24 protein-coding genes are annotated in these 25,564 nt (G+C 61.0%); 16 read left to right on the top strand and 8 right to left on the bottom strand.

Annotated elements, in window-relative coordinates:
* Window positions 1-2: 2 nt before the first annotated feature.
* The 3 genes from ACXX83_RS23900 to ACXX83_RS23890 all read right to left on the bottom strand — a co-directional run bounded on the left by ACXX83_RS23900 (window position 3) and on the right by ACXX83_RS23890 (window position 3,781).
* Window positions 3-2,846 carry a class I adenylate cyclase gene (locus ACXX83_RS23900; protein WP_458549762.1) on the bottom strand — a complete coding sequence of 948 codons (2,844 nt, stop codon included), beginning with the start codon at window positions 2,844-2,846 and terminating at the stop codon, window positions 3-5.
* 193 nt (window positions 2,847-3,039) lie between these two features.
* Window positions 3,040-3,285 carry a TIGR02647 family protein gene (locus ACXX83_RS23895; RefSeq protein ID WP_057712785.1) on the bottom strand — a complete coding sequence of 82 codons (246 nt, stop codon included), beginning with the start codon at window positions 3,283-3,285 and terminating at the stop codon, window positions 3,040-3,042.
* 211 nt (window positions 3,286-3,496) lie between these two features.
* Entirely contained in the window at window positions 3,497-3,781 is a 285-nt protein-coding gene (locus ACXX83_RS23890; protein WP_007978820.1) for a hypothetical protein, read from the bottom strand.
* A 124-nt stretch (window positions 3,782-3,905) separates the two neighbouring features.
* Here ACXX83_RS23890 and ACXX83_RS23885 point away from each other — a divergent pair, with 124 nt between their 5' ends.
* On the top strand, window positions 3,906-4,565 hold the full coding sequence (locus tag ACXX83_RS23885; RefSeq protein WP_458549761.1) for a glutathione S-transferase family protein: 660 nt from the start codon (window positions 3,906-3,908) through the stop codon (window positions 4,563-4,565).
* 129 nt (window positions 4,566-4,694) lie between these two features.
* On the opposite strand, the gene argH is transcribed toward ACXX83_RS23885, so the two are convergent.
* On the bottom strand, window positions 4,695-6,089 hold the full coding sequence (gene argH, locus ACXX83_RS23880) for an argininosuccinate lyase (protein WP_217836692.1): 1,395 nt from the start codon (window positions 6,087-6,089) through the stop codon (window positions 4,695-4,697).
* A gap of 524 nt (window positions 6,090-6,613) precedes the next feature.
* Here argH and ACXX83_RS23875 point away from each other — a divergent pair.
* The 7 genes from ACXX83_RS23875 to rsd all read left to right on the top strand — a co-directional run bounded on the left by ACXX83_RS23875 (window position 6,614) and on the right by rsd (window position 13,076).
* Complete coding sequence (locus ACXX83_RS23875; RefSeq protein WP_015097334.1) at window positions 6,614-7,360, top strand: LytR/AlgR family response regulator transcription factor; 747 nt, start codon at window positions 6,614-6,616, stop codon at window positions 7,358-7,360.
* Between the two features lie 138 nt (window positions 7,361-7,498).
* Window positions 7,499-8,440 carry a hydroxymethylbilane synthase gene (gene hemC / locus ACXX83_RS23870; protein WP_458549760.1) on the top strand — a complete coding sequence of 314 codons (942 nt, stop codon included), beginning with the start codon at window positions 7,499-7,501 and terminating at the stop codon, window positions 8,438-8,440.
* Window positions 8,437-9,204 (top strand): uroporphyrinogen-III synthase, encoded by a 768-nt coding sequence (locus ACXX83_RS23865; protein ID WP_015097332.1) that lies wholly within the window; start codon window positions 8,437-8,439, stop codon window positions 9,202-9,204. The genes hemC and ACXX83_RS23865 overlap by 4 nt, the downstream gene beginning before the upstream one ends.
* Window positions 9,205-9,220: 16 nt before the next feature.
* Window positions 9,221-10,384, top strand: a complete 1,164-nt coding sequence (locus ACXX83_RS23860; RefSeq protein ID WP_015097331.1) for a uroporphyrinogen-III C-methyltransferase — start codon at window positions 9,221-9,223, stop codon at window positions 10,382-10,384.
* A complete protein-coding gene (locus ACXX83_RS23855) occupies window positions 10,381-11,625 on the top strand; it encodes a heme biosynthesis HemY N-terminal domain-containing protein (protein ID WP_458549759.1) in 1,245 nt (414 codons plus the stop codon). Before ACXX83_RS23860 ends, ACXX83_RS23855 begins: the two co-directional genes overlap by 4 nt.
* Window positions 11,626-11,888: 263 nt before the next feature.
* Complete coding sequence (locus ACXX83_RS23850; RefSeq protein ID WP_217836687.1) at window positions 11,889-12,440, top strand: disulfide bond formation protein B; 552 nt, start codon at window positions 11,889-11,891, stop codon at window positions 12,438-12,440.
* 177 nt (window positions 12,441-12,617) lie between these two features.
* Complete coding sequence (rsd, locus tag ACXX83_RS23845; protein WP_458549758.1) at window positions 12,618-13,076, top strand: sigma D regulator; 459 nt, start codon at window positions 12,618-12,620, stop codon at window positions 13,074-13,076.
* Between the two features lie 60 nt (window positions 13,077-13,136).
* Here the strand turns inward: rsd and ACXX83_RS23840 are convergent, their stop codons facing one another.
* Window positions 13,137-13,802 carry an FKBP-type peptidyl-prolyl cis-trans isomerase gene (locus ACXX83_RS23840; protein ID WP_458549757.1) on the bottom strand — a complete coding sequence of 222 codons (666 nt, stop codon included), beginning with the start codon at window positions 13,800-13,802 and terminating at the stop codon, window positions 13,137-13,139.
* Between the two features lie 192 nt (window positions 13,803-13,994).
* Here ACXX83_RS23840 and ACXX83_RS23835 point away from each other — a divergent pair, with 192 nt between their 5' ends.
* The gene (locus ACXX83_RS23835) at window positions 13,995-15,095 is read left to right on the top strand and encodes an AlgP family protein (RefSeq protein ID WP_458549756.1); all 1,101 of its coding nucleotides are present in this window, start codon (window positions 13,995-13,997) and stop codon (window positions 15,093-15,095) included.
* Here the strand turns inward: ACXX83_RS23835 and ACXX83_RS23830 are convergent.
* Entirely contained in the window at window positions 15,092-15,556 is a 465-nt protein-coding gene (locus ACXX83_RS23830) for a TIGR02444 family protein (protein WP_458549755.1), read from the bottom strand. The two genes, ACXX83_RS23835 and ACXX83_RS23830, sit on opposite strands and share 4 nt — an antisense overlap.
* Before the next feature lie 50 nt (window positions 15,557-15,606).
* Here ACXX83_RS23830 and ACXX83_RS23825 point away from each other — a divergent pair, with 50 nt between their 5' ends.
* From ACXX83_RS23825 to ACXX83_RS23805, 5 genes are all read left to right on the top strand, one after another.
* The gene (locus ACXX83_RS23825; RefSeq protein ID WP_095964300.1) at window positions 15,607-17,517 is read left to right on the top strand and encodes an ATP-binding cassette domain-containing protein; all 1,911 of its coding nucleotides are present in this window, start codon (window positions 15,607-15,609) and stop codon (window positions 17,515-17,517) included.
* The gene (locus ACXX83_RS23820) at window positions 17,517-18,098 is read left to right on the top strand and encodes a mechanosensitive ion channel family protein (protein WP_015097323.1); all 582 of its coding nucleotides are present in this window, start codon (window positions 17,517-17,519) and stop codon (window positions 18,096-18,098) included. The genes ACXX83_RS23825 and ACXX83_RS23820 overlap by 1 nt, the downstream gene beginning before the upstream one ends.
* A 226-nt stretch (window positions 18,099-18,324) precedes the next feature.
* Window positions 18,325-18,957 carry a LysE family transporter gene (locus ACXX83_RS23815; RefSeq protein ID WP_458549754.1) on the top strand — a complete coding sequence of 211 codons (633 nt, stop codon included), beginning with the start codon at window positions 18,325-18,327 and terminating at the stop codon, window positions 18,955-18,957.
* Between the two features lie 160 nt (window positions 18,958-19,117).
* Complete coding sequence (locus tag ACXX83_RS23810; RefSeq protein ID WP_458549753.1) at window positions 19,118-21,016, top strand: FTR1 family protein; 1,899 nt, start codon at window positions 19,118-19,120, stop codon at window positions 21,014-21,016.
* Between the two features lie 98 nt (window positions 21,017-21,114).
* A complete protein-coding gene (locus tag ACXX83_RS23805; protein ID WP_116579716.1) occupies window positions 21,115-21,570 on the top strand; it encodes a YaiI/YqxD family protein in 456 nt (151 codons plus the stop codon).
* A gap of 124 nt (window positions 21,571-21,694) precedes the next feature.
* On the opposite strand, the gene elbB is transcribed toward ACXX83_RS23805, so the two are convergent.
* Complete coding sequence (gene elbB, locus ACXX83_RS23800) at window positions 21,695-22,363, bottom strand: isoprenoid biosynthesis glyoxalase ElbB (protein ID WP_126048229.1); 669 nt, start codon at window positions 22,361-22,363, stop codon at window positions 21,695-21,697.
* Window positions 22,364-22,478: 115 nt separating this feature from the next.
* Between elbB and ACXX83_RS23795 the strand changes: the two genes are divergently transcribed.
* The gene (locus tag ACXX83_RS23795) at window positions 22,479-23,714 is read left to right on the top strand and encodes a sterol desaturase family protein (RefSeq protein ID WP_458549752.1); all 1,236 of its coding nucleotides are present in this window, start codon (window positions 22,479-22,481) and stop codon (window positions 23,712-23,714) included.
* On the opposite strand, the gene ACXX83_RS23790 is transcribed toward ACXX83_RS23795, so the two are convergent.
* The gene (locus tag ACXX83_RS23790) at window positions 23,695-24,327 is read right to left on the bottom strand and encodes a DedA family protein (RefSeq protein ID WP_015097318.1); all 633 of its coding nucleotides are present in this window, start codon (window positions 24,325-24,327) and stop codon (window positions 23,695-23,697) included. The two genes, ACXX83_RS23795 and ACXX83_RS23790, sit on opposite strands and share 20 nt — an antisense overlap.
* Window positions 24,328-24,534: 207 nt before the next feature.
* Here ACXX83_RS23790 and hemB point away from each other — a divergent pair, with 207 nt between their 5' ends.
* Complete coding sequence (hemB, locus tag ACXX83_RS23785) at window positions 24,535-25,548, top strand: porphobilinogen synthase (RefSeq protein ID WP_458549751.1); 1,014 nt, start codon at window positions 24,535-24,537, stop codon at window positions 25,546-25,548.
* Window positions 25,549-25,564 lie beyond the last annotated feature (16 nt).

The following is a 25,564-nucleotide window of genomic DNA, read 5'->3' as shown; positions in this document are numbered from 1 at the left end:
CCTCAGACCTGATCGAGCGCCTCGTTCAATGCCTGCTCCAGGTCTGCTTTGTATCGCAGGTAAAGATGGGTGGAACTCTGCCCTTCGCCGAGCAGGCCTGACAGGTCGAGGTCGGTGATGTAGCAGCGGTAGCGTTCGGTTTCCCGGCGCTGCCCGACGATATCCCGGGCGACCACGCTGAACAGCTGGTCGCCATGCTCCAGTTCGGAAAACTCCCGTTGATTGCAATACAACGTCACCTGCACCTGACCTGGTGCGGCTTTGCCGACGATCGCCTGCACGTCGTAAAACGGTTTGTTCACCGGCGTCTGCGGCACCGGCCGGGCTTCAATGCGACGCGCCCGACCAGAGCCTGACGGCAGCAGCTGGCAATACAGGGTGTCGAGGTTCAAGGGGTGGGCAGCGTCCATCGGCAACAGGGCATCGCGACGGTACTGGATCGATTGCAGGAAGCGCTGCAGCGGCACCAGCAGGCTTTGCTCGTCGTGCCAGGGCAGGCGTTGCTGCCACAGGGCATTGAACTCATCGAGCACGTACAGATCAGCCTGATCTTCGTTGACCCGATAGAACACTTGGATGCAGTCCGGCTGGCCCGTTGGCAGGAACAGCGCTAGGTCGTGCTCTTGCAGTGCGTTTGGGTCCAGGTGAAGCGGGCTGTAGCTCGCCATTTCTTCACCCAGGTAGTCGATCAATGCCGGCAGGGTGGCCAGTGCGATGTGCTGGACCTGTCCCGGCACCAGCTCCAGTACGTGGTAGTGCTGCTGGACCTGGATCAGGTAGCGGTGATTGAGTCGGCTCAGCAGCAGGTTCTGCGCGGTGTCGAGGATGTCTTCCACCCGTTGGGCGATGAACTGCGCGCGGTTATGGCAGAAACAGCGCACCCTCAACTTCGGCTGTTGCGGCCCGGCGGGCAGGTTGTTGAGGTAATCGCGAATGCAGTCGAGCAGGGCGTGGGGGCCGTCGTAGCGAGCCACCAGCACTTCGTTCCAGCTATTGAGCGTGACCTGGTCCAGCGTCAGTACCAGGTTTTCCCGAACCCCGGCGTAGCTCAGGGAGTCGGTGCGCTCAGTGGTCATCAGGATGTTCAGGTCGCGATGGTGCTTGAGCGGATCGATGCCGACATTCACCAGAATCAGCACTTCACTCGGCACGCTGGCGCGCAACAGAGGTTCTTCGGCGACGGTGGGCAAGGGCAGGGCGATAGTCTGTTGCAGGCTGCCGAGCAGGTTGAACAGCTCGAACTCGCTCAAGTCGCTGGTACCAGGGTGCAGGGCCAGGCGGGTACTGCTGTCGATTACGCCATTGCGGTGGCACCAGGTCAGCAGCTCGAGCAAGTGACGGCTGCGTTTGATCGGCGCGAAATGTTCCCACTCCAGCGCCGTCAGGCTGCCGTTGTACAAGCCCCACTGGCTTTGCCCCGGTTCTTTCCTGTTCGGCGCGTGCACCAGCGTCAGGGTGTCTTCGGCCAGGTCCGGGGCGATACCGGGGTTGATGAATTCGACTTTGCCGGCCTTGCGCTCGAAAGCGGCGTATAGCCGACGTCCGAGGACGCTCAGGTCGCGCTTGTTGATGCGACTGACCGTTTGCTCCTGTCGGGCAAACTGGGTGAGGAAGCGGTAGCTGTAGTTCAGTTCATTGACCAGCGCCCGCCGCTCGGAGCCGACCTGGCGGACTTTCCACTGGCTGCGGCTATCGAGCAGGGCCAGTTGGCGCTGGTCCCAGCGCCATTCATGGGCCAGACGCTCAAGCAAAGAGCGTTGCCAGCTCTGGGTACGGCTGCTGCCGGTCAGTTTGCGATTGACCTTCAGGTACAGCGCGCGACGCACCAGTTCCAGCCGTTCCGGTTCGTTGCGGGTGATCAGGTATTCCTCGATGCGCCGGTACACCACGACGTACGGGTCCAGTTCGTCGAGGTCGAGTCGGTTGGCGAACACCGCTTGCTTGAAACGCAGGCTCAGGCAATGGACCCTGGGGTGTTCACTGGCATATACCTCGGTCAGCAGCAGTTTGAGTACCGACTTGTAGGGCGACTCGATGCCCTTGAACAACTGCCAGAGCCCGGCGCCGATAAATTCTCCGGGCGGGATAAAGGCCAGGTTGCCGAGGTCGAGGGTTTCATCGGCGCGGATAAAGCGCTTGGAAATCAAGGTATGGGTGTAGCGGTCGTAGCTCGATTCTTCGTAGACCGGCACCAACCACCAGATCGGCGTACGCCCGGCCAGCCAGATTGCGGTGCGGTAAAACTCGTCCAGCAACAGGTAGTGCTGGGTGGTGCCGCAATCCTCCGAACTCAGCTGGGTATCGCGCTCGCCACGGACGAAACGGGTCGGTTCGATCAGGAAAAAGTGCGCTTCGGCGCCCTGGCTGGCCGCCCAGGCTTCCAGCAGCTGGCATTTTTTGCGCAGTTCGGCGAGTTCGTTCTCGGTCAGGTCCGGCCCATGGCAGACCCACACATCCATGTCGCTCTGGTCGGCCTGGGCCAGGGTGCCGAGGCTGCCCATCAGGAACAGTCCGTGAATCGGCCTCGGCGGGTTGCTGCCATGGCGAGGCTTGTAGGAAAACGAGCGGGTCAGGCGCTGGGCTTCTGCGAGGACATGGGCCTCCGGTTCGAAATTCGACAGACCCGCCGGCGTACTGCCGGAAACGTAGCCGGGCAATAGCGGATGATTAACGTGGAAAAACAGCGGCAGCAAGGTCAGAACCCCTTGCTGGCGGGTCGACAAGCCTTCCATGGCGCGAGCCATGCGCCCTTCGTTAAGTTTCAGAAAACGTGCGCGCAGCTGGCTGAGAACCTTGCGGTCGATTCCCTCGTCCAGATCGGGGCGGATTTCATGGTTGCGGGTCATGTCAGCTCAAACCGGCTCGCAGGGCACGGACGTGGGGCTCTTCGGATGAGGGGCAGTTTAGCGCCTTGAGACGTGGACTTTTAAGCTGATTTGTTTTTCTGGCGTCAGATTTCTATCGGTGAAGACTGAAATCAGGGGGGATGTGCCCGCGGAAATCCCTGAATCGGGGTCTCCGTGGGCGATGCGGCAGAATTCAGGCTGTTACTTCGGCGTTAAGAATAGTCAGCACGGTTTGCACATTTTGCGCGGCATCACGACCCAGGCTGGTCAGGTAACCGCCATCAGGCTGGTCGGTCAGTTCTTTTTCAAAGAGGCGTTTGGCGGCGGCAATGTGTTTCGGGGCAGCGGTCTGATGAATTTTCAGACCTTCCTGGGAACTGTCCAGGTTGAAGAGTGCAAGGACTTCCAGTTCGGCAACCAGCTCAGGGGTAAGCGACATAAGGACTCCAGACTTTCTAGGAATTGGACGACAGCGCCCCTAAGGTGAACCCGCTTGTCCGGCATGTCCAGTGCTGGCGACAGGGTTTTTTTCCTTTGTAGGAGCGAGCTTGCTCGCGATGGTCTTCAACGATGACGCTGGAAACCTGACGCCCCGCGGCGCTCTCGGGTTTTTCGCGAGCAAGCTCGCTCCTACAGGGGGGGGCGTAGGCCTACTGCTTTTGCGGCGGCAACTCGGGCAATGCGCGCAGCGCGGCTTCGTACCATTCGGTATTGAACGCGCGGTCTTCTTCGAGTATCGCGTCGATTTCTACCGCCAAAACGTGAGCCATCAGGTTGAGAATCTCTTCCCTCTCGTAGCCCACCAGGGTCAGCTTGTTGAAGGTCGCCTTGGCCGCTGGCGGGTTGTCGCTTTCGATCTGGTTTTCGATGGCTTCGATCAAGGTATTTTCGGCGAATTCTTCTTCGTCGTCTTCGATATCGATTGGCTCGCTCATGGCAGGCTCCTCAGGGAAAGGCGGCCAGTTTACCCGTATTCATTGGCGTGATGCTGCTGGCAAGAAACCCTCGAGCGTTCTATAAACAGGCACTGCCCACCCCGCACGGCCTGGAGGCTTTGTGATGATCAAGCTTTATGGATTCTCCGTCAGTAACTACTACAACATGGTCAAACTGGCGCTGCTGGAAAAAGGACTGCCTTTCGAAGAAGTGCCGTTTTACGGTGGCACCACCCCCGAAGCACTGGCCATCAGCCCGCGAGGAAAGGTCCCGGTACTGCACGTAGAGCAGGGGTTCATCAATGAAACCAGCATAATCCTTGAGTACCTCGAGCAACATCAGAACGGCACTCCGCTGCTGCCGAGCGACCCGTTCGAGCGCGCGCAGGTACTGGCACTGGCCAGGGAAATCGAACTGTATATCGAGCTGCCAGCGCGAGCCTGCTACGCCGAAGCGTTTTTCGGCATGACCCTGCCGGATGCGATCAAGGAAAAAACCAAGGCTGAACTGTTGCTGGGGATCGCTGCGCTGGGCCGGCACGGCAAATTCAGCCCTTACGTGGCTGGCGACAGCTTGAGCGTGGCGGATCTGTATTTCCTGTTCAGCGTGCCACTGGCGTGTGGCGTGGCGCACAAGTTATTCGACATTGATTTGTTGGCTGAAATGCCGAAGGCGAGGGCGTTGCTGGAGCGGTTGGGGGACAACCCGAACGTGCAGCGCGTGGCGGCGGATCGGGAAGCGGCAATGCCGGCGTTCATGGCGATGATTGCGGCCAGGAAGTAGATTTTTTCGGCGTTCTGTCGATCGCCTTCGCGGGCAAGCCCGCTCCCACATTGATAGGCGTGACACACGAAACCAGTGTCTGACACATACCTTTGTGGGAGCGGGCTTGCTCGCGAAGCTTTTGACGATTTAGCGGCTGGCCAGAAGTGCCTGACCGCGAGCCACAGCAGCCTTCACCTGCGTCGGCGCGGTGCCGCCGATGTGGTTACGGGCATTGACCGAGCCTTCGAGGGTCAGCACGGCAAACACGTCCTGATCGATCTGGTCGCTGAACTTGCGCAGTTCTTCCAGGCTCATTTCCGCCAGGTCCTTGCCGCTGTCCACGCCGTACTTGACGGCATGACCGACGATTTCGTGGCAATCACGGAATGGCAGGCCGCGACGCACCAGGTAGTCGGCCAGGTCGGTGGCGGTGGAGAAGCCGCGCAGGGCTGCTTCGCGCATCATCGCGTGCTTGGGCTTGATCGCCGGCACCATGTCGGCAAAGGCCCGCAGCGAGTCGCGCAGGGTGTCGGCGGCGTCGAACAGCGGCTCCTTGTCTTCCTGGTTGTCCTTGTTGTAGGCCAGGGGCTGGCCTTTCATCAGGGTCAGCAGGCCCATCAGCGCGCCGAATACGCGACCGGTCTTGCCGCGAACCAGCTCCGGAACGTCCGGGTTTTTCTTTTGCGGCATGATCGAGCTGCCGGTGCAGAAGCGGTCGGGCAGGTCGATGAACTGGAATTGCGCGCTGGTCCACAGCACCAGCTCTTCGGAGAAGCGCGACAGGTGCATCATCGCGATGCTGGCGGCCGAGCAGAATTCGATGGCGAAATCGCGATCGGAGACGTTATCCAGCGAATTGCCGCCAACCGCGTCGAAACCCAGCAGTTGGGCGGTGTATTCACGATCGATCGGGTAGGTGGTGCCGGCCAGTGCCGCACTGCCCAGCGGCATGCGGTTGGTACGCTTGCGGCAGTCGACCAGGCGCTCGTAGTCACGGCTGAGCATCTCGAACCAGGCCAGCATGTGGTGCCCGAAGGTCACTGGCTGGGCGGTCTGCAGGTGGGTGAACCCCGGCATGATGCTGGCGGCTTCGCGCTCTGCCTGCTCCAGCAGGCCTTTTTGCAGGCGAGTGATTTCGGCCAGGATCAGGTCGATTTCGTCACGCAACCACAGGCGGATATCGGTGGCGACCTGATCGTTACGGCTGCGGCCGGTGTGCAGTTTTTTACCGGTCACGCCGATGCGGTCGGTCAGCCGCGCCTCGATGTTCATGTGGACGTCTTCAAGGTCGATGCGCCAGTCGAACTGGCCGGCCTCGATTTCACCCTGGATGGTCTTCAGGCCATCGATGATGCTGTCGCGCTCGGCATCGGTCAGCACGCCGACCTTGGCCAGCATGGTGGCGTGGGCGATCGAACCCATGATGTCGTGGCGATACAGGCGCTGGTCGAAAGTGACGGAGGCGGTGAAGCGGGCGACGAAGGCGTCGACGGGTTCACTGAAGCGGCCGCCCCAGGACTGATTGGTCTTGTCAGTGCTCATGAATTCGCTCGTATCGGCTTGAAGAAAGAAGGCGTGGAACGCTGGCGCGGATAATAACAGGGTTGCCAACCCTGTCGCTGACACTGGTCGATACGTTTTTTTGTGTAGGAGCGAGCTTGCTCGCGATGGGCGTTAACGATAACGCATACTTTCTGGATAAACGCGTCGGCGCCAGGTTCATCGCGAGCAAGCTCGCTCCTGCATAAGCGCAACGATATTTTTCATTTGAGCAATAACGTCCCGGCAAACGTCTACAGTTGGACAGTAGGATCAGCGCACTTCTCGGTGCAGCCGCTGACCACAAGTAGAGGGGGGGTGTTCATATTGCATATCAGCAAACCCTGTGGCGATGTGTCGCCAATGCGGGCCTGGGCCGCCAATCGCCCGGCAGATGAAAATTTAGCCGCCGGACCAGCGGCACTTTTTGACGCTCGGGCTAGTCTTAGCGTGGATCGCGGTGACGGACGTCACTTCACCTGTCTACGCTATCCTTGTGCGAGACTCACGCAGGAATCCAGCGCAATATGAATGTCCTGATCGTTGATGACGAACCCTTGGCCCGCGAGCGCCTGTGCCGAATGGTTGGCGAACTCGAGGGATACAGTGTCCTGGAGCCTAATGCCACGAATGGCGAAGAGGCGTTGGCACTGATCGACAGCCACAAGCCGGATATCGTGCTGCTTGATATCCGCATGCCCGGCCTCGATGGCCTGCAAGTGGCTGCACGGTTATGCGAACGCGAAACTCCGCCCGCCGTGGTGTTCTGCGCCGGGCCCGATGAATTTGCCGTGGAAGCCTTACAGGCCAGCGCCGTAGGCTATCTGGTGAAACCTGTGAGAACTGAACAGTTACATGACGCATTAAAGAGAGCCGAGCGCCCCAATCGTGCCCAGCTCGCCGCCCTGACCCGCCCTGCTGCCGAAAGCGGCAGCGGACCGCGCAGCCATATCAGCGCCCGAACCCGAAAAGGGATCGAGTTGATTCCGCTGGATCAGGTGGTGTACTTCATTGCCGACCACAAATACGTAACCTTGCGTCACGAAAGCGGTGAAGTACTGCTCGATGAGCCACTCAAGGCCCTCGAGGACGAGTTCGGTGACCGTTTCGTGCGTATCCATCGCAACGCACTGGTCGCTCGTGAGCGTATCGAGCGACTGCAACGCACACCCCTGGGGCATTTCCAGCTGTTCCTCAAAGGCCTCAATGGTGATGCGCTGATCGTCAGCCGGCGCCATGTGGCTGGCGTGCGCAAGATGATGCAACAGCTTTAAACAGCTGTTCGCAGGCGAATTTCACACCCGATTGCCGGACATCCGGGGCCAGGGAGGCCGGGTAGTATCTGATACAAGTCAAAGTGGATTTGGCTGAGCTGTTATTATCCGCCGTATCTATTCAGTACGGATTGATCCATGTCCTCTCGCCAAATCCGCATCGCCACCCGCAAAAGCGCACTCGCCCTGTGGCAGGCCGAATACGTCAAAGCCCGCCTTGAAGCGGCTCACCCGGGCCTGCTGGTGACTCTCGTCCCCATGGTCAGCCGTGGTGACAAGCTGCTTGACTCTCCGCTGTCGAAAATCGGTGGCAAAGGCCTGTTCGTCAAGGAACTCGAAACCGCGCTGTTGGACAATGAAGCCGACATCGCCGTGCACTCCATGAAGGACGTGCCGATGGACTTCCCCGAAGGCCTCGGCCTGTACTGCATTTGCGAACGGGAAGACCCGCGCGACGCCTTCGTTTCCAACACCTTCGCCAGCCTGGATGAGTTGCCTCAGGGCAGCATCGTCGGCACCTCCAGCCTGCGCCGCCAGGCGCAATTGCTGACCCGTCGCCCTGATCTGGAAATCCGCTTCCTGCGCGGCAACGTCAACACGCGCCTGGCCAAGCTCGATGCCGGTGAATACGACGCCATCATCCTTGCCGCTGCCGGTCTGATCCGGCTGGGTTTTGAAGATCGCATCACTTCGGCCATCAGTGTCGACGACAGCCTTCCGGCCGGTGGGCAGGGCGCGGTGGGTATCGAATGCCGCAGCGCCGATAATGAAATCCATGCGCTGCTGGCGCCCCTGCATCACCAGGACACCGCCAGCCGCGTGACCGCCGAACGTGCCCTCAACAAGCACCTCAATGGCGGTTGCCAGGTACCGATTGCCTGCTACGCCGTGCTGGAGGGTGAGCAGCTCTGGTTGCGCGGACTGGTGGGCGATCCAGCCGGTGGCCTGCTGCTCAGCGCACAAGCCCGTGCCCCTCGCGGCGATGCCGAGGCACTGGGTGTGAGTGTCGCTGAAGACCTTCTGAGCCAGGGCGCCGACGCCATTCTCAAAGCGGTCTATGGCGAGGCAGGTCACGAGTGATCGGCTGGCGCTTGCTGCTGACGCGTCCCGCCGATGAGGCGGCGGCGCTGGGCAGCTTTTTGGCCGGACAGGGGATTTTCAGCAGCAGTCTGCCGCTTTTGGACATCGTGCCGATTGCGGCGACTGACACAATGCGCCAGGTGATTCAGACGCTGGAAAAGTTCTGCGCAATCATCGTGGTCAGCAAGCCGGCCGCCCGGATCGGCGTCGAACTGCTCGAGCGGTTTCGGCCCGCGCCGCCCGCTGTGAAGTGGTTCAGCGTCGGCGCGGCGACAGCGCAGATCCTCCAGTCTCACGGATTGGATGTGAGCTTCCCGGCAGAAGGCGATGACAGTGAGGCCTTGCTCGAACTTTCCCGTCTGCGCGAGGCTATCGCACAACCCGATGGGCGAGTACTGATCCTGCGCGGGGAGGGTGGGCGCGAATTGCTGGCTGAGCGTTTGCGTGAGCTTGGTGCTAGTGTCGAGTATCTGGAGCTGTACCGCCGGGCAATGCCGATTTACCCGCCGCAAGTGCTACCGCAACGGATCCGGGCGGAACGCCTGAACGGGCTGGTGGTCAGCAGTGGACAAGGTTTTGAGCACCTGCATCAATTGGCCGGCGATGCCTGGCCGCAATTGGCGCGGTTGCCGTTGTTTGTACCAAGCCCCAGGGTTGCCGAGCTGGCGCGTGTCGCCGGGGCCAAAACAGTTGTGGATTGTCGCGGCGCGAGTGCCGCGGCCTTGCTGACGGCGTTACGGGAGCAACCCGTACCCGTTTTCTGATGCAAAGGATGGATACGTGAGCGAAACAGCCTTGCCTAAAGATGACTCGCGACCGGTGCTTGATGCACCTGTTGATGCTCCTGTAGATGAAATGCCGCCACCACCACCAGCTGCCGAGCAGCGTCGAGGCAATGGTCTGGCAATCCTCGCGCTGATGTTGGGTGCGGCCGGTGTAGCGGTGGGCGGTTGGGGTGTCTGGCAGGTGCGTCACCTGCAAGCCAATAGTCAGCAGCAACTGAGCCAGGTACAGGCGTTGAATGACCAGGCGCAAAACCTCAAGCTCAATGAGGAGCGCCTGAGTGCACGCCTGGCGCAATTGCCCCCCGCCGATGAGCTGGAAGCACGCAGTCGCCTGGTGATCCAGCTGCAAGGTGATCAGCAGCGTTTGAACCAGCGTCTGGAAACCGTACTTGGCGCCAGTCGCAAGGACTGGCGCCTGGCCGAGGCCGAGCACTTGCTGCGTCTGGCCAGTCTGCGACTGTCTGCCTTGCAGGACATCAGCAGCGCCCAGGCGCTGGTCCAGGGTGCCGACGAGATACTGCGTGAGCAGAACGATCCGGGCGCCTTTGCCGCGCGCGAGCAGGTGGCCAAGACCCTGATAGCCCTGCGCAGTACCGAGCAACCGGACCGCACCGGGCTGTTTCTGCGTCTGGGCGCACTGCGCGATCAAGTGGCCAGCCTCACCGAGCTGGCACCGGAGTACAAGGACCGTGGCGATTCGCTGCTGGGTCTGACTGCCGATGGCGACGGTGCCAGTCGCTGGGCGCAATGGTGGGATCAGATTTCGCGCTACATCCGTATCGATTTCAATGCCGATAAAAACGTTCGCCCATTGCTGGCCGGCCAGAGCCTGATTCAGGTGCGCCTGGCCCTGAGCCTGGCGCTGGAGCAGGCACAGTGGGCCGCACTCAATGGTCAGGCTGCGGTGTACTCTCAAGTGCTGGACGAAGCGCGGGACATACTCAAGGGCAACTTCAACCCGGACAACTCGCAAAGCAAAGTCATGCTTGAGCAGGTAGCCGAGCTGAGCAGACAACCTGTCACCGTAGTCACCCCGGACATGACCGGCACCCTGAGCGCGGTGCAGGGATACCTGGAGCGGCGCAACGTCAACGCCGAAGATTCGGTCAAGCCAATGGCCAGGCCTGCTGCGAACACCGCGCCGGAGGCCACGCCATGAAGCGCCTCTATGTGATCGCGTTCCTCGTGATTGCTGCTGCCGCTGCGCTGGGGCTGGCGATTGCCGAACATTCCGGTTACGTGCTGATTGCCTACAAGACCTTCCGTTACGAGTCGAGCCTGTGGGCTACTTTGGCGCTGGTGGCTGTGCTGTGGCTGCTGATCTGGGGTATCAAGGCGCTGGTCGAACTGGTGATGGCTTCCAGCGGGGTGGTCAACCCGTGGTCCCGGCGTAATCGCAGCCGTCGGGTGCAGGTGGCGATCGAGCACGGACAACTGGACCTGGCCGAGGGGCGCTGGGCCAGCGCGCAACGACACTTGCATCGGGCTGCCGAGGCCGAGCGCCAGCCGTTGCTTTACTACCTCGGTGCAGCTCGCGCCGCAAACGAACAAGGCAATTACGAAGAAAGCGACAACTTGCTGGAGCGCGCCCTGGAGCGTCAGCCTCAGGCCGAGTTGGCTATCGCCTTGAACCACGCCCAGTTGCAGACCGACCGCGGTGATACCGACGGTGCCCTCGCCACCCTGCAAGCCATGCGTGAGCGCCATCCTCATAACGCACAGACCCTGCGTCAGTTGCAGCGCCTGCTTCAACAACGTGGTGACTGGTCGTCAGTCATTCGCCTGCTGCCGGAGCTGCGCAAGGACAAAGTTCTGCCGGCGGCCGAACTTACCGAGCTGGAGCGTCGGGCCTGGGGGGCGAACCTGTCTCTGGCGGCGCAACGGGAAGAAGACGGAGCGGTGGGCAAGCAAGCGCTCGAACGTGCCTGGCAGCAACTGACCTCGGCGCAACGCCAGGAGCCGCAACTGGTGCTCGCCTATGCCGAGCAACTGCGGCAATTGGGGGCTCAGGTCGAAGCCGAGGAGGTCCTGCGCACCGCGCTCAAGCGCAGCTACGATAGTCATCTGGCTCGTCTCTACGGGCTGGTGCGCGGCAATGATCCGGCCCGCCAATTGCAGGCCGCTGAAGGCTGGCTCAAGGACCATCCGACCGATCCTGGCCTGCTGCTGACACTGGGTCGTCTGTGCCTGCAAAACAGTTTGTGGGGCAAGGCCCGGGACTATCTGGAAAGCAGCCTGCGTGTACAGCGCAATCCGGAAGCCTGTGCGGAGCTGGCGCGGCTGCTGGCGCAAATGGGCGATACCGAACGCAGCAACCAGCTGTTTCAGGAAGGCCTGGGATTGCTGGATGAACGCTTGCTCGCTGCCCCTCTGCCAGTGCCAGTGCCAGTGCGCGCTTGACCCATTCGCTGGCGCCAGGCTCCGGCGTCTGTGTGATGAACTGTGGCGAGGAAGCAATCGTCCTCGTCGCAGTGAGATGATTCGCTGAAACTCGGTTACCCATTCTCGTCGCAGGCAAAGTCCTACAGAGGACTACTTTTTATCCTCTCGTCTGCGTCGGGATTTCCCTACACTTCTGCTGAAGTCTCCGTGGGCGCCTGCCTTGAAAGGCCGCCGCGCTTTCCTCTACCGTAACGGCCTGTCACTACTTTTACGGATAAGCCATGTCTTTGGCCTGCTCACGCTCCTTGTTTTTCATGGCTTTCATTGCGGGTGCCCTGGCGTTGGGCGTTTCCTACTACCTGGAGTATGCGGTCGGCCTGCGGCCTTGCGGCTTGTGTCTGGTGCAGCGGTTTTGTCTGGTGCTCCTGACCGGTGTCTGCCTGATGGCTTCGGTCCATGGTCCAGGTCGCATCGGAACCGTTCTGTATTGGCTGCTCTGTCTTGGTTTCAGCCTGGCCGGCACTGTCACGGCGTGGCGACAGGTTTTGCTGCAAAGCCTTCCGATGGAACAGGCAGCGGTGTGCTCGACCCATCTGGCGGATCTGTTCGCCGGTTCTGCGCTGCTCTCCGTCCTGCAGCAAGTGTTCAAGGGCGCTGTCGATTGTGTGGAAATTTCATGGACGCTGTTTGACCTGAGTCTCACGGAGTGGAGTCTGCTGTTCTTCGTCGCGATGATGATTCTGGCTGTTTACCAGTCGTTGCGACAGGTCTGGATCAGCTATCAGCGACCACTCAGCGACGAGTCGTCGCACCGGGCCTTTGCCGGCGATTAAACACTTGTATGAACTTTATCGCCTGCGTACCTTGAAGCCAGTGTCGTGCGGGCATAATCTGGCCCGCACGTGTCATTGGAATTATGTTGCTCGATGACGCTCTGCCTGACCGCCCACCGATGTTACAAGAGGCGTGCGGGCATAGAGCAGCTGACCCACAAGGGAAGAGAGATCACCATGCTCGAAAGTTGTCAGAATGCTCAGGAACGCTGGGGTGGAGTGCACCTGCTGATCGATCGCTGGTTGCAGGAACGACACGAACTGATCGGGGCCTATGACGTTCTTGGCGCAAAGCCTGAGGCGTTGGGTGAGAACCGCAAGCCTTTGCAGGAGTTCTGCGGCGTGCTGGTCGATTATGTATCGGCCGGGCACTTCGAGATCTACGAGCAGCTGACGGGGGAGGCCAAGGCCTTCAACGACACGCGTGGCCTGGAGCTCGCCGAGACGATCTATCCGCGCATCGACGTCATCACCGAGAAGCTGCTCGCGTTCAATGACCTGTGCGATGAAGGCAAATGCGTCGCCGAGAAATTCAAGGAACTGGGTGGCCTGCTGCATGAACGCTTCGAGCTGGAAGACTGCCTGATCGAAGTGTTGCACACAGCCCACAAGGAAGCCGATTCGGTTCAGGCCTGAAGCGCTTTCTGCAAGATCTCGAAACGGCGTGCCAAGGCACGCCGTTTTTCGTTTGTGTGGTCAGCCGGTGGCACCGCGCAATTCGACTTCAAACACCAGCGGTGTGAACGGTGCGATCACGTCACCGGCACCCTCGGCGCCATAGGCCTGGGCCGATGGAATCACCAGTCGCCATTTCGCCCCGACCGGCATGTTTTGCAAGGCGCTGCGCCATCCGGCGATCACGCTGTCGAGACCGAACCATTGAGGCTGACTGTTCTGATCGAACACCGTACCGTCGGGCAAGCGACCGATGTACAGCACCTGCACCTTGCCGTTGGGTCCTGCCTTGGCGCCTGCGCCCGGCGTCAACTCGGTCAGCAGCACGCCGTCAGCCAGTTCGCGCACGCCGGGCCTGGCTTTCTCGGCGGCGAGAAAACGCTGTTCCTTTTCCTGTGCCAATTCGCTTTGCGGCTCGGCTGACTGCATGGCAATCCGCGCTTCATGCTCGGTCAGTATCTGCTGGATCTGCTCGTCTTTCAGCGCCAGCGGCTTGCCCTGATAGGCTTGTTGCAATCCATCGACCAGTGCCTGGAGTTGCAGATCGGGAGCCTCCTGGCGCAAGCGTTCGCCAAGGCTTGCACCCAGGCTATAGGCGAGATCGTGGGCTTCATTTTCCTGTGTTTTTTCGGCGGCCTGGGCGACCGAAAAAAACACGCACAGCGATAAAAAAAGGTGGCGCGACATGGGCACTCTCCGACCTGAATTGCGGGCGATTATGCCAGTGAGAATGCGCGCAACGGTGAACTGCTTTCACGCCGACGCAGAAGTTTTTCAGTCCTTTGCAACGCAACGCTTTCGATAGTGTCAACATGCCCTAGCGGCGGTTGCTACAGAGGTCTAGTATGAGCCGCACTCACTTCAGCCAGGAGGTAAACCATGTCGGCCACCAAGAAGCCAGTAAGCACTCCATTGCACCTGCTCCAACAACTCTCGGGCAGCCTGCTCGAGCATCTGGAAACCGCTTGTTCCGAAGCCTTGGCTGATGCTGAAAAACTGCTCGCCAAACTGGAAAAGCAGCGCGGAAAAGCGCAAGAAAAACTGCACAAGTCCCGCACCAAATTGCAGGACGCTGCGGCGGCCGGAAAAGCCAAGGCGCAAGCCAAGGCCAAGGGCGCAGTGACCGATCTTGAGGCGCTGCTCGATGCACTCAAGGATCGTCAATCGGAAACCCGCGGCTACATTCTGCAACTCAAGCGCGATGCCCAGGAAAGCCTGAAACTGGCCCAGGGCGTCGGTCGTGTACAAGAGGCTGTCGGCAAGGTGTTGTCATTGCGTGCGGCCAAGCCTGCTGCGGCACCTGCGAAGAAAGCCGCTGCCAAACCGGCGGCTGCAAAAGCACCGGCCAAGCCTGCTGCTGCAAAACCGGCAGCTGCCAAACCGGTAGCTAAAACCGCTGCTGCAAAACCAGCGGCAAAACCTGCAGCGAGAAAACCGGCCGCTGCCAGCGCCGCAAAACCGGCTGCTAAAACCACGGCTGCCAAACCTGCCGCTGCACGTCCTGCTGCTGCAAAAACCGCTGCTGCAAAACCAGCGGCAAAACCGGCTGCTAAACCAGCTGCCCGCACCGCTGCTGCGAAACCTGCTGCCAAGCCGGCTGCAAAACCTGTCGCTGCAAAACCGGCCGCTAAACCAGCAGCCAAGCCAGCGGCAAAACCTGCTGCAAAAGCGGCTGCCAAACCTGCTGCTAAACCAGCCGCAAAACCAGCTGCAGCGAAACCAGTCGTTGCCGCCAAGCCAGCCGCTGCCAAGCCAGTTGCCGCCAAGCCGGCTGCTGCAAAGCCTGCTGCAAAACCCGCAGCCAAACCTGCAGTGAAGAAGCCGGTTGCTGCCAAGCCACCCACCGCGCCAGTTGCCAAGCCAGCCAACCCGGCTCCGGCAGCAACGTCTGCTTTAGCTGCAGCCACCTCGACAGCCACGCCAGCGCCAACGCCGGCCGCCGCATCGATCGCAGCATCCACCCCAACCAGCGCTTCCTAAGTGCCGGTTACCGCGACGCGCAGCTGATGCAGCGCGTCGCGGTGCAGGTGGGCGGCCTCGGCCGCCGCACCTTCCAGCCAGGCCGCCAGATCGGTCTCGGCATTTTGCGGCCAACTCTGCGCCGCTCTCTCCAGCCGCAACAACAGATGCCGTTCGGCTTCCAGTTCGAGTGCCTTCACTTGTTCACGCATAGCATGCAAATCTGCGTCTTGCGTAGCCCCGGCCTTCCATTGTGTGCGCAAGGTGCGTAACGGCCGCACGATATCGGTATCCCACGCCAGGGCCACACTGCGCAGCTGCTGCAAGCGCTGCTCATCGAAAGCCACGCCTCGTTGTCCCAGCCACGCACCACACAGCAGCAGACACACATTGACCCCCGCCGATTGCAATTGCAGGCATGCCTGCTCAACACCGGGGCGGGCGTAAGTGGTCAGGGAAAAGCTCCACAGGTCAGAGGACATAGTGCTACTCGCGCCAGTTGCGAGCGAAGCTGGTAGACTCCGCCGCCATTATGATTCGACTTCAGAACCTGACTTTACAGCGTGGCCCGCAACGTCTGCTAGAAGACGCCGAGCTGACCCTGCACGCCGGCCAGAAAGCCGGCCTCATCGGTGCCAATGGCGCCGGCAAATCGAGCCTGTTCGCCTTGCTTCGGGGCGAGCTGCACCCGGACTCGGGTGATTGCTTCCTGCCGGCCGACTGGCGTATCGCCCACATGCGCCAGGAGGTCGACACCCTCGAACGCCTGGCGGTTGACTACGTGCTCGATGGCGACCTGCGCCTGCGCCAGGTGCAACGCGACCTGGCGGCAGCCGAAGCGGCCCATGACGGTGCCGCACAGGCCCGCCTGCATTCGGAACTCGACAGCGCCGACGGTTACACCGCCGACGCCCGGGCGCGCAAGTTGCTGGCCGGTCTTGGGTTCACCAACGAGCAGATGGATCGCCAGGTCGGGGATTTCTCCGGTGGCTGGCGGATGCGTCTGAACCTGGCGCAGGCCTTGATGTGCCCATCGGACCTGCTGCTGCTCGACGAACCGACCAACCACCTGGACCTCGACGCCATCATCTGGCTTGAGGAGTGGCTCAAGAGCTATCCGGGCACCCTGATGCTGATCTCCCACGATCGGGACTTCCTCGATGCCGTGGTTGACCACGTGGCCCACGTCGATCAGCGCAAGATCACCCTGTACCGCGGTGGCTACAGCGCCTTCGAGCGCGCCCGTGCCGAACGCCTGGCCCAGCAACAGCAAGCCTACGAGAAGCAGCAGGCGCAACGTGCGCACATGGAAAGCTACATCGCCCGCTTCAAGGCCCAGGCCACCAAGGCCCGTCAGGCTCAGAGCCGGATCAAGGCCCTGGAGCGGATGGAAGAGCTGACCGCTGCCCACGTCGATTCGCCGTTCGACTTCGTCTTCCGCGAATCGCAGAAGATTTCCAGCCCGCTGATCGACCTGTCCGATGCCCGCCTGGGTTACGGTGACAAAGCCGTGCTGGAGAAGGTCAAGCTGCAACTGACCCCGGGTGCGCGAATCGGTCTGCTCGGCCCTAACGGTGCCGGTAAATCGACCCTGATCAAGAACCTCGCCGGTGAACTCTCGCCATTGGCCGGTCGCCTGACCCGTGGCGAGAACACCGTGGTCGGTTACTTCGCCCAGCATCAGCTCGACTCTCTGGATTCCAAGGCCAGCCCGTTGCTGCACTTGCAGCGCCTGGCACCGACCGAGCGCGAACAGACTCTGCGCGACTTCCTCGGCGGTTTCGACTTCCGTGGCGCGCGGATCGACGAGCCGGTGCTGAATTTTTCCGGTGGTGAAAAGGCGCGCCTGGCCCTGGCGTTGATTGCCTGGGACCGGCCGAACCTGTTGCTGCTCGACGAACCGACCAACCACCTGGACCTGGAAATGCGCCTGGCGCTGACCATGGCCCTGCAGGAGTTCAGTGGTGCGGTACTGGTGGTCTCTCACGATCGTCATCTGCTCAAAAGCACCACCGACAATTTCTATCTGGTGGCGGACGGCAAGGTCGAGGAGTTCGACGGCGACCTGGAGGACTACACCCGCTGGCTGGTGGAGTATCGCCAGCGCAATGCCCCGGTCAGCAGCACCCCGGTCAATCCGGACAAGACCGACAAAAAAGCCCAGCGTCAGGCCGCAGCGGCGTTGCGTCAGCAACTGGCCCCACACAAGCGTGAGGCTGACAAGCTTGAAGCCGAACTGGGCAAGCTCCACGAAAAACTGGCGAAGGTCGATACCAGCCTCGGCGACAGCGACATTTACGAGCCGGCGCGCAAGAACGAATTGCGCGATCTGCTGGCCGAGCAGGCCAGGCTGAAAGTGCGTGAAGCGGAGCTGGAAGAGGCGTGGATGGAGGCCCTGGAATTGCTGGAAAGCATGCAGGCGGAGCTGGAGGCGCTGTCCTGATGGACGCCTTCAAACTGCCGTTGCCGGCGGTGTGGGTCGAGCCGATCTGGCTTGGCGTGCAAATCCTGCTGATCCTGATCGCCGGCTACTTCACCCAGCGCTTCGTCGCCAAAGGCCTGACCCGTCTCGGTGAGCGTTACCCGTTTCCGCCGCAACTGATCATGCCGCTGCGGGGCGGCTTGCGCTGGCTGATCATGGGCAGTGCGCTGATTTTCGTGCTGGAACGACTCGGTGTATCGGCCACGGTGCTCTGGACCGCGTTGTCCGGTTTCGTCGCGGTCGCGGCGGTGGCGTTTTTTGCCATGTGGAGCGTGCTCTCGAACCTGTTGTGCGCGATCCTTATCTTTACCGTCGGCCCGTTCCGCATAGGTGACGTGGTCGAGTTGGTGGACACCACCGACAAGCCCGGCGTCAAAGGCCGGGTGGTGGCGATCAATCTTCTTTACACCACGTTGCTCGAGGCCGAAGAACTTGGCACTGGCAGCGCCATGGTGCAGGTGCCCAACAGTTTGTTCTTCCAGCGTTCGGTGCGGCGCTGGCGCGGGACGGATGTGTTTCCTTCCAGCGGGTTTGAAAAGTAAACCTTCTGCTGCCTGATACACCGCTTTCGCGAGCAAGCCCGCTCCCACAGGTGATCGCGTTCTTATTAGCGACATCGGTCTGATGTGGGAGCGGGCTTGCTCGCGAAGGGGCCCTCAAGCACTGAGCGCTGGTCGGCCGTCGCCATGTCCTACAAAAAATCGGTAGTCATCCAATCAAAGCCGCATTAGCTTAGACATCTGTCACGAGTCTGAGTCGAGGTGTGCAATGGAGCTTCAAACATGGCTGGCGTTTTTTGCCGCCTGCTGGGTGATCAGCCTGTCCCCCGGTGCCGGCGCCATTGCGTCGATGTCCAGCGGCCTGCAATACGGCTTCTGGCGCGGCTATTGGAACGCCTTGGGCCTGCAACTGGGCCTGGCTTTGCAGATCGCCATCGTCGGTGCCGGTGTCGGCGCCATTCTCACCGCGTCGGCCACGGCCTTCTACGCCATCAAATGGTTTGGCGTGGCGTACCTGGTCTACCTCGCGATCAAGCAATGGCGTGCGCTGCCCAGCGATATGAGCGATGACGCCTCAATGCGCCAGATCGGCAAGCCGATGGCCTTGGTGTTCCGTGGTTTTCTGGTGAACATCAGTAACCCCAAGGCGCTGGTGTTCATGCTGGCGGTGCTGCCGCAGTTCATCGATCCCTATGCTCCGCTGCTGATTCAGTATCTGGTGATCGGCGTGACCATGGTCTGCGTCGACCTGATCGTCATGGCCGGCTACACCGGTCTGGCGTCCAAGGTGCTGCGTCTGTTACGCACACCGAAACAGCAAAAACGCATGAACCGGACCTTTGCCGGGCTGTTCATCGGGGCGGCGGCGTTTATGGCGACGTTGCGCAGAGCCGCCGTGTAGAACGGCGACTGACAAAAAAGGCGACCCTGATGGTCGCCTTTTTCGTTTGAGGAGCCGTTCCCGAAACCGATGCAATTACGAAGAAGTATCAACAAAGCTTGAGCGAAAGCCGTTGGGCGATAACAATATGTAACTTCGTTTTTCAAATTGAGATTCATTCATGATTTCCCCCTCCCGTTTCCTGGCCTGGCTGTTGCTGCCGCTGTTGGCTGCGTGCAGCTTTCAACTGCTGGCCGCCTCCGCCGAAGGTACGCCGCAGGCGCTGCACTTGCTCGATTACATCGGCGCGGATTACCCGGGCACGGTGCAGGCGGGCGGCATCACGGACCCGTCCGGATTTCGCGCGCAGCAAGAGTCGGTCAGGACGCTGGGAAGTCTGATTGCAGCCATGCCGGCCAAGCTGGAAAAAGCCGCGCTGGAGCAAAGCCTGGCCGCGCTGGGAAATTCCATTGATGCCCATCAGGACGGTGCCGAAGTTGCACGCCAGGCCCGGCAACTGGGTGCGAAGCTGGCCGTGGCCTATGAAGTCAGCCAAGCCCCGGTCATTACGCCGGACCCGGTGCGTGGCGCACCGCTGTACGCTCAGCATTGTTCGGTCTGCCATGGCGATACAGGGGCCGGCGACGGCCCGGCGGGTGTCGGCATGACGCCAGCGCCGACCGATCTGCGTGATGCTTCACGGCTGGACCGCCTGAGTCTCTACGCGATCTACAGCACCCTCGGTCAAGGCATTGAAGGCACTGACATGCCGGCCTTCGCCGACCAGCTGGATGATCGTCAGCGTTGGGATCTGGCCACCTATATCGCCAGCTTCAGCAGCACCCCGGCGACGGCCAGTGCTGACAAAACCTACAACATTGCCGACCTGGCCCGTCAGACTCCGGCCGAAGTGCAGGCTGTCGAAGGCCCGCAAGCCGCCGCGACGTTCCGTGCCCAGCGGGCGCAACCGCCCCAGGTCAAGCGTGGCCCGGCACAACTGCTTAACTACACGGCGGCCACCCTGGACAAGAGCATCGCGGCGTATCGTGCCGGTGAGCATGATCAGGCTTATGACTTATCGGTAGCCGCGTATCTGGAAGGCTTCGAGCTGGTCGAGAGCTCGCTGGATAACATTGACGCCAACGTGCGTAAAGACACGGAAAAATCCCTGATGGCCTACCGTCAGTCGTTGCAGGACGGCTTGTCGGTGAGCGAGGTCGAGCAGCGCCTGGACGCGGCCAAGGACAAGTTGAAGGCCTCGGCCGACTTGCTGGGTAGCGACGGTTTGAGCTGGTCGCTGAGTTACATTTCCGGCTTGCTGATTCTGCTGCGCGAAGGTCTGGAGGCGATCCTGGTGCTGGCCGCGATCCTTGCCTTCCTGCGAAACACGGGCCAACAGGCGGCGGTGCGCAGCGTCAACGTCGGTTGGGGGCTGGCGTTTCTGGCCGGGTTGGGCACCTGGGCGCTGGCAGCCTATGTGATTGATGTCAGCGGTTCGCAGCGCGAGTTGCTGGAAGGCGCGACGGCGTTGTTTGCCAGTGTCATGGTGCTGTGGCTGGGTGTGTGGATGCATGACCGTCGTCACGCGGCGGCCTGGCAGGATTACATCAAGACCAGCCTGGTGGGTGGCGGTGGGCGTTTCGGCTTTGCGACCCTGGCGTTTTTCTCGGTGTATCGCGAACTGTTCGAAGTGATTCTGTTCTACGAAACCCTGTGGCTGCAGGCAGGTCCCGCAGGGCACAACGCCGTGTTGGCCGGTGGGGCCACGGCGGTGGTGCTGCTGGTCGGCCTGGCCTGGGTGATTTTGCGCGGATCGGCGAAGTTGCCGCTGGCGCTGTTCTTCAGCATCAACGCGGGTCTGCTGTGCGCCTTGTCGGTGGTGTTTGCCGGGCATGGTGTGAAAGCGCTGCAGGAAGCCGGGATTTTCGGCACGCGGCCGGTGCCGTTCTTTGACTTTGACTGGCTGGGGATCCACGCCGATGCCTACTCGCTGAGTGCTCAGGCCGTGGCAATCATTGCGATTGTCGTGTTGTATGCGCGTAGTCGGATGGTTGAGAGGCAGCGGGTGCAGGTTTCTTAAACGGCATTCGCTTCGCTCACTTTCGCGGGCAAGCCACGCTCCCACAGGTTTAGTGGCGCTTGGCCTGCCCGTGATGCTTTTCAACAGAGGAAAAACCAATGCGTGTATGGATCGATGCCGATGCCTGTCCACGGGCGGCCAAGGATCTGGTGGTGAAGTTCGCCCTCAAGCGCCAGTTCGAAGTGGTGCTGGTGGCCGGGCAGCCGCAGACCAAGCCGGGGCTGGCGCTGGTCAAGCTTATCGTGGTGCCGAGCGGCCCGGATGCGGCGGACGATTACCTGGTGGAGCACGCGGTGCCTGGTGAACTGGTGATCTGTAGCGATGTGCCGCTGGCCGATCGTCTGGTGAAGAAGGGCGTGGCAGCGCTCGACCCGCGGGGCAAGGAATTTGACGCGCAGAACATGGGGGAGCGGCTGGCGGTGCGCAACCTGTTCACCGATTTGCGCGAACAGGGGCAGATGGGGGGTGGGCCAGCGCCGTTTGGCGAGCGTGAGAAACAGGCGTTTGCCAATGCGCTGGACCGGATCTTGACCAGGTTATCCCGCAAGGCCTGAACCCCTGTAGGAGCGAGCTTGCTCGCGATGGACGTCAACGATGACGAGTGCTGGCTGGATGAACGCGGTGCTCTCACATCCATCGTCGGATCGCCGCCCGGAGCAAGCTCGCTCCTGCAGTGTGTCAGGCGTCGTTTTCGTGGGTCAGTTCCAGTACCCGGTCTACCAACTTGTTGATCCCCGACGCCACTTCACTGATCGATTGCGCCAGCATGTAGGCCGGGGTGCTCACCAGTTTGCGTGCCTTGTCTTCGACGATGTCACTGACCGCGCAATCGGTATGGGTCGCGCCCATCTTGTTCATCGCGGCAGCGGTGTCGGTGTCATTGCCAATGGTGCAGGTGACGCCGGGACCGTAGATCTTGGCCGCCAGGGCAGGGGAAATGCACATCAACCCCACCGGCTTGCCGGCCTCGGCAAAGGCTTCGGTCAGGGCCAGGACATCCGGTTGAACGGTGCAGCCGGCACCTTCAATGGCGAAGTTGGACAGGTTCTTGGCTGAGCCGAAGCCGCCGGGCACGATCAGCGCGTCGAAGTCATCGACGTTTGCGTCACGGATGTCCTGGATGTTGCCCCGGGCAATCCGCGCAGATTCGACCAGCACATTGCGCGTTTCGGGCATTTCTTCGCCGGTCAGGTGATTGATTACATGCAACTGCGCGATGTTCGGTGCGAAGCACTGCACCTGCGCCCCGCGTTGATCCAGGCGCAACAGGGTGATGACGCTCTCGTGGAGCTCGGCGCCGTCGTACACGCCACAACCGGAAAGGATCACTGCAACTTTTTTGCTCATGGGCTTTTCTCCAGATTCATGGCGTTAAATGTCCACTAATTTGTCACTCGTTGCCATAGGGTTAATTCGCAGTTACACATAGCATTTGTCTTCAGGATTCCGATCAGGGCGCGTCATGGACTTCATTCTGTACGCGGTGCCGTTCTTCTTTGCACTGATCGCCCTCGAACTGCTGGCCGACCACAGGCGCGGGGTGAGCAACTATCGGGTGGCTGACGCGATCAACAGCATCAGCACCGGCGTGCTGTCGACCACCACGGGACTGCTGACCAAAAGCATTGGACTGGTGACCTACGCGTTCGCCTTCAAGCATCTGGCGCTGTTCGAGTTGTCGGCCGACAGCGTCTGGACCTGGGTGTTTGCCTTCGTCTTCTACGATTTCTGCTACTACTGGCTGCATCGCCTGGGCCACGAGCGCAACATTCTCTGGGCCGCGCATTCGGTGCATCACCAGAGCGAGGACTACAACCTGTCCACGGCGTTGCGCCAGACCAGTACCGGATTCCTCCTGGGCTGGATCTTCTATCTGCCGATGGCGGTGTTTGGCGTGCCGCTGCTGGTGTTCGTCAGTGTCGCGGCGCTGAACCTGCTGTATCAGTTCTGGGTGCATACACGGCACATTCCCAAGCTTGGCTGGTTCGAATGGTTTTTTGTCACGCCATCCAATCATCGGGCCCACCATGCACAGAACGCTCTCTACATGGATCGCAACTACGGCGGCGTGTTCATTATTTGGGACCGTCTGTTCGGCTCGTTCCAGGAAGAAGACGACAACGAGCCGGTGGTCTTTGGCGTGACCACGCCGCTGGCGAGCTGGAATCCCCTGTGGGCGAACGTGCAGTTCTACGCGCAGTTGTGGGCCGATGCGCGGCGTGCCGAAAGCACCTGGGACAAGCTGCGGATCTGGTTCATGCGCACGGGCTGGCGCCCGGCGGACGTGGCGGCCAGATACCCGATGAACAAGCCGGACCTGAGCCAGTTCCGCAAATTCGAGGTGCCGCTGGACGGGCGTCTGCAGCGCTACGTCCTGTTGCAGTTCTGCGTCTATATCGCACTGGGCAGCTACTTGATGAATCTCGAACCGAAGCTGTCAGTCACCGCCCTGGTGCTGGGCTGGGGAGCGGTGGCGTTCGGTCTGTTTGTGCTGGGCGTGGCCCTGGAGAATCGCCCGTGGGCGTTGAAGCTGGAGCTGGTACGGCTGGCGTCGAATCTGCCATTGGCATGGCTGGCCCCGATGGTGGGGCTGTGGCCGGCCAGCGCCGTGGGCTGGGTCGGCCTGCTCAGTTACAGCCTGTTGAGCGGCATCGGTCTCTACTGTTGCAGAAACCGCATCACTCGGTTGGCGTCGTAGGGCCTTCGGTATTGGACCGCGCAGCTTTCAGGGCCTGCTCGTCGGCATAGACCTGCTTGGCCAGGCGGGCATTCTTGAAGCGCCGGCGCAGCCACAGCACGAGGCCCAGGACCAGCAGGGCGCCGAGCACCCAAAGTTCGTACTTCTTCACACTGCCGAGCATGCCTTCGAGCACTGCGCCAAAATGGTAAGCGGCCGCTGCCAGGGCTGCGGCCCAGATCGCCGCGCCAATGCCGTTGAGCAGCAGGTAACGGCCCGGCGGATAGCCCGACAGCCCGATGGCCACCGGCATGACCGTACGTAAACCGTAAACGAAGCGGAAGCTCAGTACCCAGATGTCCGGATGCTTGCGAATGTGCTCCAGCGCCCGATCACCCATCATCTGCCAGCGCGGCTTGCGCGCCAGCAGTTTTCGACCGTGCTTGCGTCCCAGGAAATACCACAGCTGGTCGCCGGCATAGCTGCCGAAGAAGGCCACGACCACCACCAGGTTGATGTCCATGTATCCACGGAACGCGAGGAAACCCGCGAGTACCAGGATGGTTTCGCCTTCGAAGAACGTGCCTAGAAAAAGGGCAAAGTAGCCGAAGTCATGCAGAAATTGTTGGAGCATTGTCTGGGTGCTGGCGAAATGAACGCGCAGCCTAACCCTTCGGACACATTCAGGAAAGTGTCCAAATGTGTCTCGACGTGAACATTTCCTACAACGACAATGGAATGCGGCTACACGTCGCAGGGTGCACATAACTGTCATACGTTCGTCATAATGGGCACTTATAACTGTCACGCTCGCCCGTCTGCGCGGGCTCAGGAGTCTGCCGTGAGCTTTACCCCCGCCAACCGTCTGTTCCCCGCAACCCGCCTGCGCCGCAACCGTCGTGACGACTTCTCGCGTCGACTGGTCCGTGAAAACGTCCTGACCGTCGACGACCTGATCCTGCCGGTGTTCGTTCTGGACGGTGAAAACCGTCGCGAAGCGGTGGCTTCGATGCCGGGCGTCGAACGCCTGACCATCGACCTGTTGCTGGAAGAGGCGGCCAAGTGGGTCGAACTGGGGATTCCGGCGCTGGCGCTGTTCCCGGTGACGCCTTCGCAACTCAAGTCTCTGGATGCTGAGGAGGCCTGGAACCCCGAGGGCATCGCCCAGCGCGCCACCCGTGCGCTGCGTGCGCAATTCCCTGAGCTGGGCGTGATCACCGACGTCGCCCTGGATCCGTTCACCACCCACGGCCAGGACGGCATTCTTGATGAAGAAGGCTACGTGCAGAACGACATCACCGTCGACGCACTGGTCAGGCAAGCCCTGTCCCACGCCGAAGCCGGCGCTCAGGTCGTGGCCCCATCGGACATGATGGACGGTCGCATCCAGGCGATCCGCGAAGCCCTTGAAGTGGCCGGTCACGTCAATGTGCGGATCATGGCCTACTCGGCCAAGTACGCCAGCGCCTATTACGGCCCGTTCCGCGATGCGGTCGGTTCGGCGCTGAACCTGGGCAAGGCCAACAAGGCCTCCTATCAGATGGACCCGGCCAACAGCAACGAAGCCCTGCACGAAGTCGCGGCGGACTTGTCAGAAGGCGCGGACATGGTCATGGTCAAGCCAGGCATGCCGTACCTCGACATCCTGTGCCGGGTCAAAGAAGAATTCAAAGTGCCGACGTTTGTCTATCAAGTCAGCGGCGAATATGCCATGCACATGGCGGCAATCCAGAATGGCTGGTTGAGCGAAGGGGTTATCCTCGAGTCGCTGACCGCTTTCAAACGTGCAGGTGCCGATGGCATCCTGACGTACTTTGCCGTTCGTGCCGCTCAATTGTTACGAGAGCAAAAATAGCCCTCCCAGGAACATT

The organism is Pseudomonas sp. GNP012, from assembly GCF_054343835.1.
The sequence above is the reverse complement of the archived record's forward strand: the minus strand, read 5'-3'. Positions and strand labels throughout refer to the sequence as shown.

Bases quoted from the DNA above. Each gene is read 5' to 3' on its own strand.
- ACXX83_RS23900 (WP_458549762.1), bottom strand. From the start codon at position 2,846: ATGACCCGCAACCATGAAATCCGCCCCGATCTGGACGAGGGAATCGAC.
- ACXX83_RS23895 (WP_057712785.1), bottom strand. From the start codon at position 3,285: ATGTCGCTTACCCCTGAGCTGGTTGCCGAACTGGAAGTCCTTGCACTC.
- ACXX83_RS23890 (WP_007978820.1), bottom strand. From the start codon at position 3,781: ATGAGCGAGCCAATCGATATCGAAGACGACGAAGAAGAATTCGCCGAA.
- ACXX83_RS23885 (WP_458549761.1), top strand. From the start codon at position 3,906: ATGATCAAGCTTTATGGATTCTCCGTCAGTAACTACTACAACATGGTC.
- argH (WP_217836692.1), bottom strand. From the start codon at position 6,089: ATGAGCACTGACAAGACCAATCAGTCCTGGGGCGGCCGCTTCAGTGAA.
- ACXX83_RS23875 (WP_015097334.1), top strand. From the start codon at position 6,614: ATGAATGTCCTGATCGTTGATGACGAACCCTTGGCCCGCGAGCGCCTG.
- hemC (WP_458549760.1), top strand. From the start codon at position 7,499: ATGTCCTCTCGCCAAATCCGCATCGCCACCCGCAAAAGCGCACTCGCC.
- ACXX83_RS23855 (WP_458549759.1), top strand. From the start codon at position 10,381: ATGAAGCGCCTCTATGTGATCGCGTTCCTCGTGATTGCTGCTGCCGCT.
- ACXX83_RS23850 (WP_217836687.1), top strand. From the start codon at position 11,889: ATGTCTTTGGCCTGCTCACGCTCCTTGTTTTTCATGGCTTTCATTGCG.
- rsd (WP_458549758.1), top strand. From the start codon at position 12,618: ATGCTCGAAAGTTGTCAGAATGCTCAGGAACGCTGGGGTGGAGTGCAC.
- ACXX83_RS23840 (WP_458549757.1), bottom strand. From the start codon at position 13,802: ATGTCGCGCCACCTTTTTTTATCGCTGTGCGTGTTTTTTTCGGTCGCC.
- ACXX83_RS23835 (WP_458549756.1), top strand. From the start codon at position 13,995: ATGTCGGCCACCAAGAAGCCAGTAAGCACTCCATTGCACCTGCTCCAA.
- ACXX83_RS23830 (WP_458549755.1), bottom strand. From the start codon at position 15,556: ATGTCCTCTGACCTGTGGAGCTTTTCCCTGACCACTTACGCCCGCCCC.
- ACXX83_RS23825 (WP_095964300.1), top strand. From the start codon at position 15,607: ATGATTCGACTTCAGAACCTGACTTTACAGCGTGGCCCGCAACGTCTG.
- ACXX83_RS23820 (WP_015097323.1), top strand. From the start codon at position 17,517: ATGGACGCCTTCAAACTGCCGTTGCCGGCGGTGTGGGTCGAGCCGATC.
- ACXX83_RS23815 (WP_458549754.1), top strand. From the start codon at position 18,325: ATGGAGCTTCAAACATGGCTGGCGTTTTTTGCCGCCTGCTGGGTGATC.
- ACXX83_RS23810 (WP_458549753.1), top strand. From the start codon at position 19,118: ATGATTTCCCCCTCCCGTTTCCTGGCCTGGCTGTTGCTGCCGCTGTTG.
- ACXX83_RS23805 (WP_116579716.1), top strand. From the start codon at position 21,115: ATGCGTGTATGGATCGATGCCGATGCCTGTCCACGGGCGGCCAAGGAT.
- elbB (WP_126048229.1), bottom strand. From the start codon at position 22,363: ATGAGCAAAAAAGTTGCAGTGATCCTTTCCGGTTGTGGCGTGTACGAC.
- ACXX83_RS23795 (WP_458549752.1), top strand. From the start codon at position 22,479: ATGGACTTCATTCTGTACGCGGTGCCGTTCTTCTTTGCACTGATCGCC.
- ACXX83_RS23790 (WP_015097318.1), bottom strand. From the start codon at position 24,327: ATGCTCCAACAATTTCTGCATGACTTCGGCTACTTTGCCCTTTTTCTA.